Here is a 15635-nt window from a genome sequence, read left to right on the forward strand (position 1 = left end):
TAAGGCACGGAAATTAAGGAGTGGAATATAAAATGTCTTTAACTGCAGGAATAGTTGGCCTACCGAATGTTGGTAAGTCGACATTGTTTAATGCTATAACCCAGGCTGGTGCAGAATCAGCTAACTATCCGTTTTGTACAATTGATCCTAATGTAGGGATTGTAGAGGTTCCAGACGAACGATTACGAAAGTTAACGGAACTAGTTAATCCTAAGAAAACTGTTCCTACAGCCTTTGAATTTACTGATATTGCTGGAATCGTAAAAGGAGCTAGTAAAGGAGAAGGTTTAGGTAATCAATTTTTATCTCATATTCGTCAAGTAGACGCTATTTGCCATGTGGTTAGATGTTTTAATGACGATAATATTACACATGTTTCAGGCAGAGTAAACCCTATAGATGATATTGAAACAATTAACTTGGAACTAATTTTGGCTGATTTAGAATCAGTAACCAAAAGGTATCAACGTGTAGAGAAAATGGCAAAACAAAAAGATAAAAATGCAATGGTAGAGTTTGAAGTGTTGAAAAAAGTAAAAGACGCTTTGGAAGATGAAATGCCTGCACGATCCATAGACTTTTCAAAAGAGGAATTAAAAATAGTAAAGCAATTTCATCTATTAACAATTAAACCAGTTTTATATGTGGGAAATGTTGGAGAAGATGAAATCCAAAACCCTGAAGAAAATGAAAATTTACAACTAGTTCAAGAGTATGCTGCTAAAGAAGGTTCCAAGGTTATTACGGTTTGTGCAAAAATTGAATCTGAAATAGCTGAGCTTGAAGGGGAAGAAAAAGAAATGTTTTTAGAAGAGCTTGGTATTGCAGAATCAGGCTTAGATCAATTAATTAAGGCCTCTTATCATATGCTTGGCTTGGCAACCTACTTTACTGCTGGAGAAAAAGAAGTGCGAGCATGGACTTTTAAAAAAGGTATGAAAGCTCCACAGGCTGCAGGAGTTATTCATAGCGATTTTGAAAGAGGATTTATTCGTGCAGAAACAGTGTCTTATGAAGATTTACTAGCTGCTGGTTCAATGACAGTAGCAAAGGAGCAAGGAAAAGTTAGGTCAGAAGGAAAAGAGTATGTTGTTCAAGATGGGGACGTAATTTTGTTCCGATTCAACGTATAATCTTTAACCGCTATTGTACAGGGCTATAAAGTTTGGTATAATACATCATTGTGAGTAATTACGTAAGTGTTACTCCTTGCTCCGACTAAGAACGGGGCCGCTAAGACCAAAAGGAGGTGAAGACGGATGAATAAATATGAGATCATGTACATCATCCGCCCGGACGTTGATGAGGAGACTCAAAAAGCTGTAGTTGAGCGCTTTACAACGTTACTAACGGACAATGGGGCGGAAGTTGAAAAAGTGAACGAAATGGGTAAACGTCGTTTAGCTTATGAAATTAACGACTACCGTGATGGTTATTATGTTCTTGTTAACTTTGCAACTAATGATGTTGCTGCAGTTAATGAGTTTGATCGTCAAGCTAAGTTCTCTGACGATATTATCCGCCATATGGCTATTCGTGAAGAAGATCAATAAGGAGTGTTTCTGATGATGAATCGTGTCGTTCTTGTAGGAAGACTAACAAAAGATCCTGACCTTCGATATACACCAAATGGAGTGGCTGTTGCAAACTTTACAGTTGCAGTAAACCGTCCATTCTCGAATCAACAAGGGGATCGGGAAGCTGATTTCATTAACTGTGTTGTGTGGAGAAGAGCTGCAGAAAACCTAGCTAACTTTATGAAAAAAGGAAGCTTAATAGGTGTTGATGGGCGAATTCAAACACGAAGTTTTGACAACCAAGAGGGAAAAAGAGTATTTATTACCGAGGTTGTTGCAGAAACAATACAATTTTTGGAATCGAAAGGGTCTTCTCAAGGCGATAGAGGTTCAGCTGGTTTTCAAACCAATCAGAATCCTTCACAAAATAATTATGACCGACGTAATAATGAGGAAGATCCGTTCGCTAACAACGGTGAACCTATTGACTTGTCGGATGATGATTTACCATTTTAATAAATCGTGAAGGAGGGGAAGCAAATGGCTCGTCGTGGACGTAAGCGTAAAAAGGTTTGCTACTTTACAGCCAATGGTATTACACATATTGACTATAAAGATGTAGATCTTCTTAAAAAGTTTATATCTGAACGCGGTAAAATTTTGCCTCGTCGTGTAACTGGTACATCTGCTAAGTACCAACGTAAATTAACAAAAGCAATTAAACGTGCTCGTACAATGGCATTGTTACCATACGTGAACGATTAATTAGGAATATAAGGCATAATGGAATCAAATAAACTTCCATTATGCCTTTCCTTTTACTATCCCCTAAGTCTCATATGAAGTACATAATATATGTTTAGAAAATACCATCTTCTCCGAAAGTATAGATGTTGTTTTCTAAGTATATATTTTCATTTGTACAAGCTAGTTTTTTTCTTATTATAAAATCCATTTAAAAATTAAGGAAGACAACAATTTCCTTATTAAAATATTGGGCTTTCGTGTTATGATGGATATCAAATCTAATCTTTTACAGAATCCATTTGACATTGGTAAAATAAACGAAGTTATAGTTAAAATGATAAATAAACTGACGAGGTGCAATGAATGAAGAAATCAAACGTTATAACTGAGGGAGCACTGTTTTCTGCAATTTACCTTTTGTTATTATTAATGACTTTATATATCCCTTTTATAGAAATAGTCTCTATATTTTTACTTCCACTACCGTTTGTAATATATGCGTATAAAAACGGTATCCAAGCATCTGTTATTATGTTTTTGGCAACTAGTGTGCTAACCATAATCGTAGCATCCATATTTAGTTTGCCACTAACGCTTATGGCTGGGATCGGTGGAATAACAGTCGGCGTATGTCTTCATTATAAAAAATCAGTATATGAAACGTGGGCAACTGGTGCAGTAGCTTTTGCGTTAGGTTTTTTAGCTATTTTAGGGATTGGACAGTTGTTGTTTCAGGTTAATTTTGTTGATGAATTGAATAATTTAATCGATATATCTCTGCAGAATACACAGGAATTAATAAAACAGTTAGGGACCTCTGAAGAAGCCCTACTACAAATAGAAGAGCAAATGAAGCAGCTTACGTATTTAATTCCTACTATAATTGGATTCATTGGAATTCTTTATAGCTTTTTAGCAATTTGGTTTGGTTTTAAAATCATTAACAGACTTGAAAATAAAACGTATGCTTTTCCACCTTTGCGTGATTTTAAACTACCAATTTCACTTATTTGGTATTATTTTATTGCTATGATTTTAATGTGGGTTGATACGGAACAGGGTAGTACTTTAAATCAAGCAGCAGTAAACATTTTCACCTTAGTAGGAGCGCTTATCACCTTACAAGGTTTATCTTTTATATTCTATTACGTACATGCAAAAAAGAAGTCAAAAGGAATTATTATCGGAACGATTGTAATGGTTGTACTACTTCCATTTATATTCCTTTATCCATTAAGAATTTTAGGTATAATTGATTTAGGTTTTAATTTGAGGGACCGTTTAAACAAAGAAAGTAAGTAATCTGAGTTAACCTTATTGGTTAGGAGTTGGCTTTATGTCAAATCTTTTTAAGAAAATTCCGCTAAATCGTCATATTTGGATCATATATGCTCTATCCCTATTCTTCCTTGGATTTGTTTTTTATTTTCAATGGATTATTGGAATTGTGATGGCAATTTTACTCGCCTTTACGATGTACAATAGTATAAAGACAGAACAGGAACTTCAGGATCAGGCAGAAGAATATATTTCAACACTCTCTTATCGAGTTAAGAAGGTTGGAGAAGAGGCATTGAATGAAATGCCAATAGGTATTGTCCTTTTTAGTGAGGAATATGAAATAGAATGGACAAATCCTTACGTTAATATTTTTGCCGATAATGAGACATTAGTAGGTTATAGCTTAAACCAAATATCAGAAGAATTAATACCTGCAATCAAAGAGGATAAAGAAGAGTTATGGTTTGAATTTGATGTGAAAAGTTTTCAAGCAATAATCAAAAGAGATGAACGTCTCATATATTTCTTTGATCAGACAAAACAGGTAGAAATAGAGACATTATATCAAAATGAACAAACCATATTAGGAATCATCTTTTTAGATAACTATGAAGAAGTTACACAAGCCATGGATGACACCTCTAAAAGTCATTTAAACTCCCAAATGACCTCTATATTAAATAAATGGTCTGGTGAGTACAATATCTACTTAAAACGAACGTCACAAGAACGTTTTCTTGCAGTTATGAATTTAGAAGTATTAGACCAAATAGAGAAGACTAAGTTTGAAATTCTTGATGAAGTAAGGGAACTTATTTCGGATAAAAATGTACCGTTAACATTAAGTATTGGAATCGGAAAAGGTACTTCATCTACTTTACGAGAATTAGGTGAATTAGCTCAATCTAGTCTTGATCTAGCATTAGGTCGTGGTGGAGATCAAGTTGTCATTAAGGATGAAAGTGGAAAAGTTAAGTTTTTCGGTGGCAAAACGAATCCAATGGAAAAAAGAACGAGAGTTCGTGCTAGGGTTATTTCTCACGCATTAAAGGAATTAGTAAAAGAGAGTGATCAAGTAATTATTATGGGCCATAAAAACCCAGACATGGACTCGATTGGGGCTGCTATAGGTATCTTAAAGGTAGCTCAAGCCAATCAAAAAAATGGGTATGTTGTTTTTGATCCTGAAGGTGTGCACACAGGAGTTCAAAGGTTAATGGATGTCATTTATGAGGACTCATCCTTAGCACAGTGGCTTATTTCCCCGGACTCAACTTTAGATATTGTGACAAAAAACACATTGCTAGTAATAGTAGATACCCATAAACCTTCTTTAGTAATGGAAGAACGTCTATTAGCTAAAACAGACCATGTGGTTGTTATAGATCACCATAGAAGAGCAGAGGAGTTTATCAAAGATCCAACGCTTGTTTATATGGAGCCATACGCCTCTTCTACAGCGGAATTAGTTACAGAACTATTAGAATACCAGCCAGGAACTTTGAAGCTTAATATGCTGGAATCTACTGCACTTTTAGCAGGCATAATTGTTGATACAAAATATTTCACGCTTCGCACAGGCTCACGTACATTTGATGCAGCATCATATCTAAGGTCTAAAGGTGCTGACACTGTTTTAGTCCAAAAGTTAATGAAAGAAGATATTAATGTATATGTCCGTAGAAGTAAACTTATCGAGAATACAGAGCTATACAAAAGTGGTATAGCAATTGTAAAAGCAGATCCAGGGGAAGTGTATGGACCTGTCCTAATTGCACAAGCAGCAGACACCCTTTTAACAATGAGTGATATTAAAGCGTCATTCGTCATATCCGAACGAGATGACGGGAAAATTGGTATAAGTGCACGTTCATTAGGTGATATAAACGTACAAATAATTATGGAAAAAATGAATGGCGGTGGACACTTAACAAATGCCGCAACACAATTAAATGACACAACTGTAGATGAAGTTGCAGAACAGTTGAAGAAAATAATTGATCAATACGTTGAAGGGAGCGATGATGAATGAAAGTCATATTCACAAAAGACGTAAAAGGTAAAGGGAAAAAAGGTGATGTTAAAGAGGTAGCTGAGGGCTATGCCCGAAACTATTTATTGAAAAATAATTTAGCTGTAGAAGCAACAAATGCTAATTTAAGTGCTTTAAAGGCTAAAAAAAATAAAGAGCAAAAATTAGAGCAAGAAGAATTAGAAGATGCTAAGAAGCTAAAAGAAACGTTAGCGTCTCTAACAGTTGAATTAGCTGCAAAAGCTGGAGATGGTGGACGTCTTTTTGGATCTGTTACGAGTAAGCAAATAGCAGATGCGTTAAAAAAGAAGCATAAAATAAACATTGATAAAAGGAAAATTGAGCTTGATCAGCCAATACGAGCATTAGGTTTTACGGATGTTCCAGTAAAACTTCATCCAGATGTAGTTGGAACAATAAAAGTACACATTGGAGAAAAATAGATATAAGACTTCTTCATAATCAAGGGGGAACTTGTTTTGAGTGAGATTTGGAATGACCGTACTCCACCTCATAATATAGAAGCTGAACAAGCAGTACTAGGGGCTATATTTCTAGAACCACAGGCAATTGTAGCGGCTTCAGAATTGTTGCTTCCAGATGATTTTTATCGTGCGAGCCATCAAAAAATATATGAGATTATGTTAACACTTTCGGACAAGGGTGAACCTATAGATTTAGTAACCGTAACTACTATTTTATCCAATAAAAAGATGCTAGATGACGTTGGAGGGGTTTCTTATCTTAGTGACCTTGCTAACTCTGTTCCGACAGCAGCAAATATAGAATACTATGCAAGAATAGTAGAAGAAAAATCTACTTTACGTAGATTGATTACAGCAGCTACTAATATAGTAAAAACAGGTTTTTCTGAGGAAGAAGAATTAGATTATGTCTTAAATGAAGCAGAAAAAAGTATATTGGAAGTTTCCCATAAAAACAACTCGGGCGCTTTTAAAAATATTAAAGATGTTTTAATAGAAGTCTATGACAATATAGAACAATTACATCATAGTAAGGCCGATGTTACTGGAATACCTACTGGTTTTAAAGATTTAGACAGAATAACCTCTGGCTTTCAACGAAATGATTTGATTATCATTGCAGCTCGACCTTCAGTAGGTAAAACTGCGTTTGCATTAAATATCGCTCAAAATGTTTCTATTCATGCACAAGAAAACATTGCTATTTTTAGTTTGGAGATGGGTGCTGATCAACTAGTTATGCGTATGTTGTGTGCAGAAGGCAACATCGATGCCCAACGATTAAGAACTGGTAAATTAGAAGCAGAAGACTGGGGTAAGCTAACGATGGCGATGGGTAGCTTATCTAATGCTGGTATCTTCATAGATGATACCCCAGGTATAAGAGTAAATGACATCCGTGCTAAGTGCAGAAGACTTAAACAGGAACATGGACTTGGAATGATATTGATAGATTATTTACAATTAATTCAAGGTAGCGGTAGAGGCGGAGAAAATCGTCAACAAGAAGTTTCTGAGATTTCGAGACAGTTAAAAGGGTTGGCAAGGGAATTAAATGTTCCTCTGATAGCATTATCACAGCTTTCACGTGGAGTAGAACAAAGACAAGATAAGAGACCTATGATGTCCGACCTAAGGGAATCAGGAAGTATTGAGCAAGATGCTGATATAGTTGGATTTCTATATCGTGATGATTACTATAATAAAGAAGAATCAGAAAAACAAAACATTATAGAAATTATTATTGCTAAACAAAGAAATGGTCCAGTAGGGAATGTCGAACTCGCATTTGTAAAAGAATACAATAAGTTTGTAAACTTAGATCATCGATATAGGCAAGAAGAAGTTCCGCCAGCCTAATAGAATATGTTAGAAAGGCCAAATCATGTGTATAAGATGGTTTGGTCTTTTTTTCTGTCTTATAAAAATGAGGTTTCTTAAAATAAAGCCTCTATTAGCATTGCAAAGTATACGGATTAAAATGGCATAATTAGTATTAAAAAAGGGAAATTTAAATAGAAGCATTATTATGGAAGTTTTTTCTTCTGTTGTTTCTAACTATTTGCGAACAAATAAAAACATTATTCAATAAATGTTCGGAATATATTGACGAATATAATAAAATATTGGTAGAATAATCGAGGTATTAAATGAAGTATATAATTTGGAGGTGCCCATATGACAACAGCGGTAGTAGTAGGAACACAGTGGGGAGACGAAGGAAAAGGAAAAATTACAGATTTCTTATCACAGAAGGCTCACATTGTTGCTCGATATCAAGGTGGTAATAACGCTGGTCATACTATTAAATTTGGTGGAGATACATATAAATTACACTTAATTCCATCAGGTATTTTTTATCAAGATAAAATTTGTGTTATGGGTAATGGAATGGTTATTAATCCCAAAGCACTCCTAGATGAAATAAAATATTTAAAGGAAAGAAATATTGCAGTTGACCATTTAAAGATTAGTAATAGAGCCCATGTTATTTTACCTTACCATCAAAAATTAGATGAACTTCAAGAAGCGTTCAAGGGTGAAAATAAAATAGGGACAACTAAAAAGGGAATTGGGCCAGCCTATACCGATAAAGCATCTAGAATGGGTATTCGTATGGCTGATCTTTTAGATAAAGAATTATTCCATGAAAAATTAACTCAAAATGTGAATGAAAAAAATATGTGGTTCGAAAAAATATATGAATCAGAGCCGATGGCTGTTGATGAAATATTTGAAGAATACTATCAATATGGGCAACAATTAGCCTCTTTTGTATGTGATACTTCTGTTATTTTAGATGATGCAATTCAAGAAGGAAACCACATTTTGTTTGAAGGTGCTCAAGGCGTTTTACTTGATATCGATCAAGGAACATATCCTTATGTGACTTCCTCTAACCCTACTGCTGGTGGGGTAACAGTAGGAGCAGGAATCGGTCCTTCTAAAATTGACCGAGTAATGGGTGTTTCAAAAGCATATACAACACGAGTAGGAGATGGACCATTTCCTACAGAGTTAATGAACGATATTGGTGACCAAATACGTGAAGTTGGAAGAGAATACGGAACAACTACTGGTCGTCCTAGACGTGTGGGCTGGTTTGATGCTGTTGTCGTTAAGCATTCTAGACGTGTTAGTGGTATAACAGATTTATCGCTGAATTCGTTAGATGTTTTAACAGGCATCGATACATTAAAAATCTGTGTAGGATATGAATATAACGGTCAAATTATAGATGAATATCCAGCCAATTTAAATGTTCTTGCTAAGTGTAAGCCTGTCTATGAAGAGTTAAAAGGATGGTCTGAAAATATAACAAGTGCCAAGTCATTGGAAGATTTACCTGACAATACTAGACACTATATCAAAAGAGTATCAGAGCTAACAGGAATACCTGTATCTATTTTTTCTGTAGGTCCAGATCGTACCCAGACAAATGTTCTATCGGATATATATGAATAAAAAAGAATAGAAATTATGAGAAAAAAGCTACACACTTATGTAGCTTTTTTCTTATGCATAGACATATTCTATCAATCCAATTTTTAACAAAAAATATTTATGTAAAATTTATTGTCAGACAGTAAAAAAATATGATATATTAATAACGCTGTCAGAAATAGTCGAAATACATGGCCCGTTGGTCAAGCGGTTAAGACACCGCCCTTTCACGGCGGTAACACGGGTTCGAATCCCGTACGGGTCACCATATAATTAATAGAAACGGTCCGGTAGTTCAGTTGGTTAGAATGCCTGCCTGTCACGCAGGAGGTCGCGGGTTCGAGTCCCGTCCGGACCGCCATTTTTTTGCCCTTTTTAATAGTAACTTAATAACGACTCGGTAGCTCAGTCGGTAGAGAAGCAGTAATTCTCCTAGCAATTACATCTATGTTGGGCTTTGCGAGGAGCGTATACTTCACCGTAAGCTTGCAACGAGACGAGCACAATACTTCAAATAATAATCTTCGAAACTAGATATATGAGGGAAGATAAGTCAACTGTATATAATATAATTATGGCTCGGTAGCTCAGTCGGTAGAGCAACGGACTGAAAATCCGTGTGTCGGCGGTTCGATTCCGTCCCGAGCCATCTTAAAAAGCAGAACATTTCGTTCTGCTTTTTATTTTTATCTTCTACTAACCTAAGAGTAGTATAAAAAGTAGTAAACTAGGCTAAAATTATAGAAAATATTAGGAATTATATTAGTGTTTGGTAGCTTTGTAATCTATTTGTTACATTCATTTGTAGAAAAAAATAAATTCATAGTTGATAAATTTACATATTACACTTATGGAATAAAAATATACTTTTTGTTTGTATAAAATTTACATTTTTTATACAAGTTTATTACATTATTCCCAGTACTATTTATTTAGTTAATAGGTTTGTGGTAGATTTATATACGTAGCATTTTTGCCTTAAAATACCAAACTACTGTAACTCTGGTAGGTCAACACTATAGGAGGAAAAGGTTGTGAGGAACATTAAAAACAAAAAAAATAAGTTTTTACACAGTAACATCCTACATAAGGTTATTTTACTAGTTTGTCTTGGTTTAGTATTTTCCTTTACTTCAGTATATGCAGATACGGATGAGTTCCCTCGTGTTTACCATGTGTATGTGGATGGTAAACATTTAGGTACTGTTGGAAGTAAAGAAGTAGTGGAAGATTTCTTAGAAGAACAGATTAGTATTTATAAGGCAGAATTAGTAACCACACTAACTGAGGATCAATCCGAAATAGATGAGGAGAAGTTAAATCTATCTGTTGATCAAGAAATTACCTACATATCGGAAAACGCCTTTCAACCTTCTTTTAATAACCAGCATGTTTTAGACAAACTATCAAACGAAGTTACCTATATTATGAAGGCTTTAAAACTAGAAATTAACGGTGAAGTCATCGGGTATTTTAGAGATGAAGAAGCGGTAAATGAAGTATTAAACAAATTAAAGTCAAAATATGTACCCGAAGAAGTTTTAGCTGAAATGAACATGACAGATTATGAAATAAAAACTAATCAACCGAAAAATGAAGAATTAGATGAACAAGAAAATACAAATTTATCAGTTGAAGTGGACGACGAAACTGATGAAGAATTAGCTATAGGAGAATCGAAAATAGTTGATGTTTCTTTATCTGAAGAGATTTCACTTTCGGAAGTGAAGATAGATCCTACTGAGTTACTATCGGTTGAACAAGCGCTTCTACTCTTAGAGAAAAATGAGCTAGCTGATGAAACATATGAAATTAAAGCAGGAGAAGTATTAAGTTCAATTGCAAGTGAACATGACCTTTCTATTAACGAGCTTCTCCAATTAAATCCTGAATTGAAACAAGATTCCATTTTACAGGTAGGTCAGGAAATTAATATAAAAGCAGCAAAACCATTAATAGATGTTTTAGTTAAAGAAGAAGAAGTTGTTGAACGTGATTTAGCTTATAATACGAAATATGAAAAATCTGATGAACTTTTTAAAGGGCAACAAAAAGTGAAGCAAGAAGGAAAAGACGGTAAGATGAAAGTTCATTATGAAGTATTAAAACAAAATGGAAATGAAATAGAACGTAAAATAATTAATCAGGAAATTACAGAAGAACCAGTGAGCAAGATAATTATTCAAGGAACAAAGGTAATCCCATCAAGAGGTACAGGTAGTTTTCATTGGCCTACTGCAGGTGGTACGATAACCAGTTATATGGGCCCTCGTTGGGGTAGCTACCATAAAGGAATTGATATTGCAGGAGTAAGTAATAAAACTATTTATGCTGCGGATACTGGTGTTGTTACTTCTTCTGGATTTCGTAGTAATGGTTATGGCAATAGAATTGAAATAGACCATCAAAATGGATTTAAGACTACATATAGTCATCTATCTGCTATTTATGTTTCACCAGGTCAAACAGTTAAAAAAGGACAAGCCATTGGTTTAATGGGAGCAACTGGTTATTCTACGGGAATACATTTACATTTTGAAATGTACTTAAATGGCTCACTTACAAACCCACTTTCCCATTATTAAATACAATAAAAAAGCCTCTAGCTTTAGGTTAAGCTAGAGGCTTTTTCCTTAAAGTCAATTGCGGTAAGCTATGAAACAAAACATTTACCTGTGAAAGTTAGATATAGGTATCGTACTAATATTAAGATTACATTTCATATCAACTGATTGAAAAGACAATATTAGTAAAATACGATAAAATGAAGTGATGGATATTATTATTCCAAAAGGGAAGTGTTGACGAATGAATCATAAGATATTGGTTGTAGATGATGAGAAACCAATTGCGGATATTTTGCAGTTTAATTTAGAAAAAGAAGGATACCACGTTGTGTGTGGATATGATGGAGATGAAGCAATCAAGTTAGTTCATCAAGAAAAACCGGATCTAATCCTTTTGGACATCATGCTTCCGCAAAAAGATGGAATGGAAGTCTGCCGAGAAATAAGAAACTTCTATAGTATGCCTATCATTATGTTAACAGCTAAGGATTCAGAAATAGATAAAGTGTTAGGCCTTGAGTTAGGGGCCGATGATTATGTAACAAAGCCATTTAGTAATCGAGAACTTATTGCTAGGGTTAAAGCAAATTTGCGTCGTCATCAAAAAGGTGATGATAAAAACCAGAGTGAAAATCAAGATATTAGAATTGGGAAATTAGTTATACATCCTGATGCTTACAATGTATCCCGGGATGGCCTAGAAATTGAATTAACGCATCGAGAGTTTGAATTGCTTCATTATCTAGCAAGGCATATCGGACAAGTTATGACTAGAGAGCACTTATTAGAAACGGTATGGGGTTATGACTATTATGGGGATGTAAGAACGGTAGATGTTACTGTACGTAGACTTCGTGAAAAAATAGAAGAAAACCCTAGTAATCCGAAGTGGATCGTAACGAGAAGAGGCGTTGGCTATTATTTACGTAATCCTGATCAGGAGTAATGCTTAATGGAAAAAAAGGTTAAATTTTTTCAGTCCATTCGTTTAAAGATAATTCTTATTTATATTTTACTGCTCCTTATTGCTATTCAAGTAATAGGGGCTTATTTTGCGAACAATTTAGAGACGAAGCTTAGAGAAAACTTTATCGAGTCTATTAACGACCGTGTAGAGCTTTTAACCTATCAATTACAACAAACTTTTACTAAAACAAGAACAGAAGAAGATAGATCTCTTCAACATGATATTCAATCCGTACTAGCTGATTATGATATAGACGATATAACAGAGCTTCAAGTAATAGATGCTCAAGGCCGAATTATTGGAACGACCAACCAATTTAACAAAGAAGTTGTTGGAAAATTAACGAACAGACCAGAAATAGAAAGAATGCTTATTTTTGGAACAGAATATAAGCCTGCAATTGTTTATAACCCTCGAATCGGACATCGAACACTTGTTAAAATGGTACCCATCTTTGTTAATCAGAAGAAAGAAGTTGTAGGTGCTATTTATCTGGAAGCTAGTATAGAAGGTGTTTATGACCAATTAGAGGAAATCAGTTCTATCTTTTTAAATGGAACACTCCTAGCTATATCTATTTCAGCCTTACTTGGAATCTTAGTTGCTCGCACAATAACCAAGCCTATATCCGCGATGCGTAAACAAGCACATGTCATGGCGGGGGGAGATTTCTCCAAAAAAGTAGACGTATATGGAATGGATGAAATAGGACAGCTTGCCATGTCATTTAACCATTTAAATGACAAGTTAAAGCAGTCGTACGCTACAACAGAGGGTGAAAGAAGAAAGCTTACTTCTGTATTATCAAATATGAACGATGGCGTAATTGCAACTGATCACAATGGATCTATAATTTTGATGAATGATCCAGCAAAGAAAATAATAGGTAAAACATTTGAACAAATAAAAGGAAAGTCTTTGCTAGAGCTACTAGGAATAACGGATCAAATAGAAACAATTGAGGACGTTCCTCAAACGGGTTCCATCATTATTGATTATAGTGATGAAGAACAGCATTTGTTAGTGAAAGCTAGCTTTTCTGTCATTCAGGATGAAAATGAAATGATGAATGGATTCATAACTGTTCTAAGTGATGTAACCGAGGAAGAAAAAATAGAACGGGAACGAAGAGAATTTGTTGCAAACGTTTCTCATGAATTAAGAACGCCATTAACGTCAATGAGAAGTTATTTAGAAGCTTTAGCTGATGGAGAGACATGGAAGGATCCTGAAATAGCTCCGAAGTTTCTAGCTGTTACCCAAACGGAAACGGAGCGGATGATTCGTCTCGTAAACGATCTGTTACAGCTATCTAAAATGGATAATAAAGATTACTATTTGCACAAAGAAAAGGTAGACTTCACTAAGTTCTTCCACCATGTTATTGATCGATTTGAGATGAATAAATATGAACATTTACAATTCAAACGAGATTTATTAGCGCAAACTTTGTGGGTGTGGATTGATAAAGACAAAATTATACAAGTATTAGATAACGTTATTTCTAATGCTGTTAAGTATTCCCCTGAAGGTGGAGTTATTAAGCTTGGGACAAAAGTTAAAAACAAAATGCTTCTTATTACCGTTTCAGACCAAGGAGTAGGAATTCCTATTGATCAAATAGATAAAATATTTAACCGTTTTTACCGTGTGGACAAGGCACGTTCTCGCAAACTTGGTGGAACAGGTTTAGGTCTAGCCATAGCGAAGGAAATGATTGAAGCTCATAATGGAGAAATATGGGCGGAAAGTGAAGAAGGAAAAGGTACAACTATATTTCTAACTCTTCCATTGATGCACAAAAAGCGGGGTGATGTTTCATGAATTTAGAAACTATTAAAACGGCTGTACTAGTCATTTTAGTTTCGATCAGCCTAATTTTAACAATTGGTGTATGGAACTTCTCATCCCAGTATGATGAGTTGGAAAATTCAACGGTTTTACGTGAAACATCCATTAATGGAGAAAAGCAAAGTGCAAAAGATATTATAAAACCGACAAACATCGTCTTTCATAATAACGGAGCACATTATGGTTTAAAGGAAAAGGAAACGGAAAGCAGCTTATATAAAGAAATGCAGCAATGGTCGATTAGGCAGTTCGGTAATTTACAACAACAGAGCATCGAAATTGATGAACCAAGTGTAGAAGTGATATTTCCTGTAGAATTGCCTTATGAAGTCTTACCACTTTTGTTTGATATAGACGAAAATATAGTTTTTCCGGACAGTAGTTTTAATCGGATTCAATTTCAACTAAGGTCTGAGACGCAGGGGTTAGATGTACTGTTCTTATCCACAGTACATGATCAAACATTAGGTGCGGATATTCAAGAAACAAATGCATACCAGAAACTATCTGCTTTTATTGAGGGCGGCAGTTTAAATTCTCTCATATCGTTTTCCTTAAGTAATGGAAATACAGTTTATTTACCTGAAGAAGAAGTTACGCTTCAAAACCGAACGTTTACAACGAATACTATATCCGACTGGCCACTAATTAATAATCTTTTCCGTGATCCAACAGCAGTAAAAAACATTGGCTACTATACAGACGGAAGTAGAAAACTGGAAACATCTATTTTAGCGAATCAAAAGTATATGGAATTTGTTAATCCCATTTCTACTGAAAATAAGCAATTTGAAAGGGAAGAGCTGTTATCCAAAAGTATTTCTTTCGTTAACAATCATGATGGCTGGACAGATGAATTTATGCTATTGGATATAGATACGATCAATGCAGTGGTTCATTATCAATGGGTTGTAAAAGGATATCCTGTGATGGGGAAGCTTGGCACAATGGAGCAGATCTGGCAAAATCAAGAGTTAACAAATTATAATAGACCATTAGTTGAGCTCTCGCACTCTTTTCCTGATTATGAAAAACCAAAATTAATGTCAGGTTCTACATTGATAACCTTTATTGAACAAAACTCTTTGAAGTATCCTTTGAATTCAATTGAAGATATACGCATTGGCTATAAGATTGTTCAAGAAGAAACGCCAGACATTATTTCTTTACAGCCAAATTGGTATATGAAAGTTTCTGGTAAATGGATTTTAATAGAAAATCCTAGTGAGCAAGGAGGCGTATAAA

Annotated in this window: 13 protein-coding genes and 3 tRNA genes; all 16 read left to right on the top strand. The window is 34.8% G+C overall.

Annotation, left to right across the window (positions count from 1 at the left end; all coding sequences use genetic code 11):
- Nucleotides 1–32 precede the first annotated feature (32 nt).
- The 16 genes from ychF to HNQ94_RS14460 all read left to right on the top strand — a co-directional run bounded on the left by ychF (nucleotide 33) and on the right by HNQ94_RS14460 (nucleotide 15634).
- On the top strand, nucleotides 33–1133 hold the full coding sequence (ychF, locus tag HNQ94_RS14385) for a redox-regulated ATPase YchF (RefSeq protein WP_174497076.1): 1101 nt from the start codon (nucleotides 33–35) through the stop codon (nucleotides 1131–1133).
- A gap of 126 nt (nucleotides 1134–1259) precedes the next feature.
- Nucleotides 1260–1553, top strand: coding sequence for a 30S ribosomal protein S6 (rpsF, locus tag HNQ94_RS14390; RefSeq protein WP_174497075.1), 294 nt, complete (start codon nucleotides 1260–1262; stop codon nucleotides 1551–1553).
- Between the two features lie 12 nt (nucleotides 1554–1565).
- Nucleotides 1566–2033, top strand: coding sequence for a single-stranded DNA-binding protein (gene ssb / locus HNQ94_RS14395; RefSeq protein ID WP_174497074.1), 468 nt, complete (start codon nucleotides 1566–1568; stop codon nucleotides 2031–2033).
- A gap of 24 nt (nucleotides 2034–2057) precedes the next feature.
- Nucleotides 2058–2282, top strand: coding sequence for a 30S ribosomal protein S18 (rpsR, locus tag HNQ94_RS14400; RefSeq protein WP_174497073.1), 225 nt, complete (start codon nucleotides 2058–2060; stop codon nucleotides 2280–2282).
- Between the two features lie 345 nt (nucleotides 2283–2627).
- Nucleotides 2628–3566: a YybS family protein gene (locus HNQ94_RS14405; protein WP_174497072.1), complete on the top strand. Its 939-nt coding sequence runs from the start codon at nucleotides 2628–2630 to the stop codon at nucleotides 3564–3566.
- A 34-nt stretch (nucleotides 3567–3600) separates the two neighbouring features.
- Entirely contained in the window at nucleotides 3601–5577 is a 1977-nt protein-coding gene (locus HNQ94_RS14410) for a DHH family phosphoesterase (RefSeq protein ID WP_174497071.1), read from the top strand.
- A complete protein-coding gene (gene rplI / locus HNQ94_RS14415) occupies nucleotides 5574–6020 on the top strand; it encodes a 50S ribosomal protein L9 (RefSeq protein WP_174497070.1) in 447 nt (148 codons plus the stop codon). Before HNQ94_RS14410 ends, rplI begins: the two co-directional genes overlap by 4 nt.
- 36 nt (nucleotides 6021–6056) lie before the next feature.
- Nucleotides 6057–7421, top strand: coding sequence for a replicative DNA helicase (gene dnaB / locus HNQ94_RS14420; protein WP_174497069.1), 1365 nt, complete (start codon nucleotides 6057–6059; stop codon nucleotides 7419–7421).
- 318 nt (nucleotides 7422–7739) lie between these two features.
- Complete coding sequence (locus HNQ94_RS14425; protein ID WP_174497068.1) at nucleotides 7740–9026, top strand: adenylosuccinate synthase; 1287 nt, start codon at nucleotides 7740–7742, stop codon at nucleotides 9024–9026.
- A 172-nt stretch (nucleotides 9027–9198) separates the two neighbouring features.
- Nucleotides 9199–9273, top strand: a tRNA-Glu gene (locus HNQ94_RS14430).
- A 16-nt stretch (nucleotides 9274–9289) separates the two neighbouring features.
- Nucleotides 9290–9366 (top strand) — tRNA-Asp (locus HNQ94_RS14435).
- A gap of 215 nt (nucleotides 9367–9581) precedes the next feature.
- Nucleotides 9582–9654 (top strand) — tRNA-Phe (locus tag HNQ94_RS14440).
- A 385-nt stretch (nucleotides 9655–10039) separates the two neighbouring features.
- Nucleotides 10040–11590, top strand: a complete 1551-nt coding sequence (locus HNQ94_RS14445) for a M23 family metallopeptidase (RefSeq protein ID WP_174497067.1) — start codon at nucleotides 10040–10042, stop codon at nucleotides 11588–11590.
- Between the two features lie 223 nt (nucleotides 11591–11813).
- The gene (gene yycF / locus HNQ94_RS14450; RefSeq protein WP_174497066.1) at nucleotides 11814–12518 is read left to right on the top strand and encodes a response regulator YycF; all 705 of its coding nucleotides are present in this window, start codon (nucleotides 11814–11816) and stop codon (nucleotides 12516–12518) included.
- 6 nt (nucleotides 12519–12524) lie between these two features.
- On the top strand, nucleotides 12525–14363 hold the full coding sequence (walK, locus tag HNQ94_RS14455) for a cell wall metabolism sensor histidine kinase WalK (RefSeq protein WP_174497065.1): 1839 nt from the start codon (nucleotides 12525–12527) through the stop codon (nucleotides 14361–14363).
- Complete coding sequence (locus HNQ94_RS14460; RefSeq protein WP_174497064.1) at nucleotides 14360–15634, top strand: YycH family regulatory protein; 1275 nt, start codon at nucleotides 14360–14362, stop codon at nucleotides 15632–15634. The genes walK and HNQ94_RS14460 overlap by 4 nt, the downstream gene beginning before the upstream one ends.
- Nucleotide 15635 lies beyond the last annotated feature (1 nt).

This window comes from Salirhabdus euzebyi, assembly GCF_014207435.1.
In the GTDB taxonomy this organism is placed as follows: domain Bacteria; phylum Bacillota; class Bacilli; order Bacillales; family Alkalibacillaceae; genus Salirhabdus; species Salirhabdus euzebyi.

Excerpts from the sequence above, each read along its gene's own strand:
- HNQ94_RS14405 (WP_174497072.1), top strand. The coding sequence starts at position 2,628 with ATGAAGAAATCAAACGTTATAACTGAGGGAGCACTGTTTTCTGCAATT.
- HNQ94_RS14460 (WP_174497064.1), top strand. The coding sequence starts at position 14,360 with ATGAATTTAGAAACTATTAAAACGGCTGTACTAGTCATTTTAGTTTCG.
- HNQ94_RS14425 (WP_174497068.1), top strand. The coding sequence starts at position 7,740 with ATGACAACAGCGGTAGTAGTAGGAACACAGTGGGGAGACGAAGGAAAA.
- walK (WP_174497065.1), top strand. The coding sequence starts at position 12,525 with ATGGAAAAAAAGGTTAAATTTTTTCAGTCCATTCGTTTAAAGATAATT.
- HNQ94_RS14410 (WP_174497071.1), top strand. The coding sequence starts at position 3,601 with ATGTCAAATCTTTTTAAGAAAATTCCGCTAAATCGTCATATTTGGATC.
- rplI (WP_174497070.1), top strand. The coding sequence starts at position 5,574 with ATGAAAGTCATATTCACAAAAGACGTAAAAGGTAAAGGGAAAAAAGGT.
- rpsF (WP_174497075.1), top strand. The coding sequence starts at position 1,260 with ATGAATAAATATGAGATCATGTACATCATCCGCCCGGACGTTGATGAG.
- rpsR (WP_174497073.1), top strand. The coding sequence starts at position 2,058 with ATGGCTCGTCGTGGACGTAAGCGTAAAAAGGTTTGCTACTTTACAGCC.
- ssb (WP_174497074.1), top strand. The coding sequence starts at position 1,566 with ATGATGAATCGTGTCGTTCTTGTAGGAAGACTAACAAAAGATCCTGAC.
- ychF (WP_174497076.1), top strand. The coding sequence starts at position 33 with ATGTCTTTAACTGCAGGAATAGTTGGCCTACCGAATGTTGGTAAGTCG.
- yycF (WP_174497066.1), top strand. The coding sequence starts at position 11,814 with ATGAATCATAAGATATTGGTTGTAGATGATGAGAAACCAATTGCGGAT.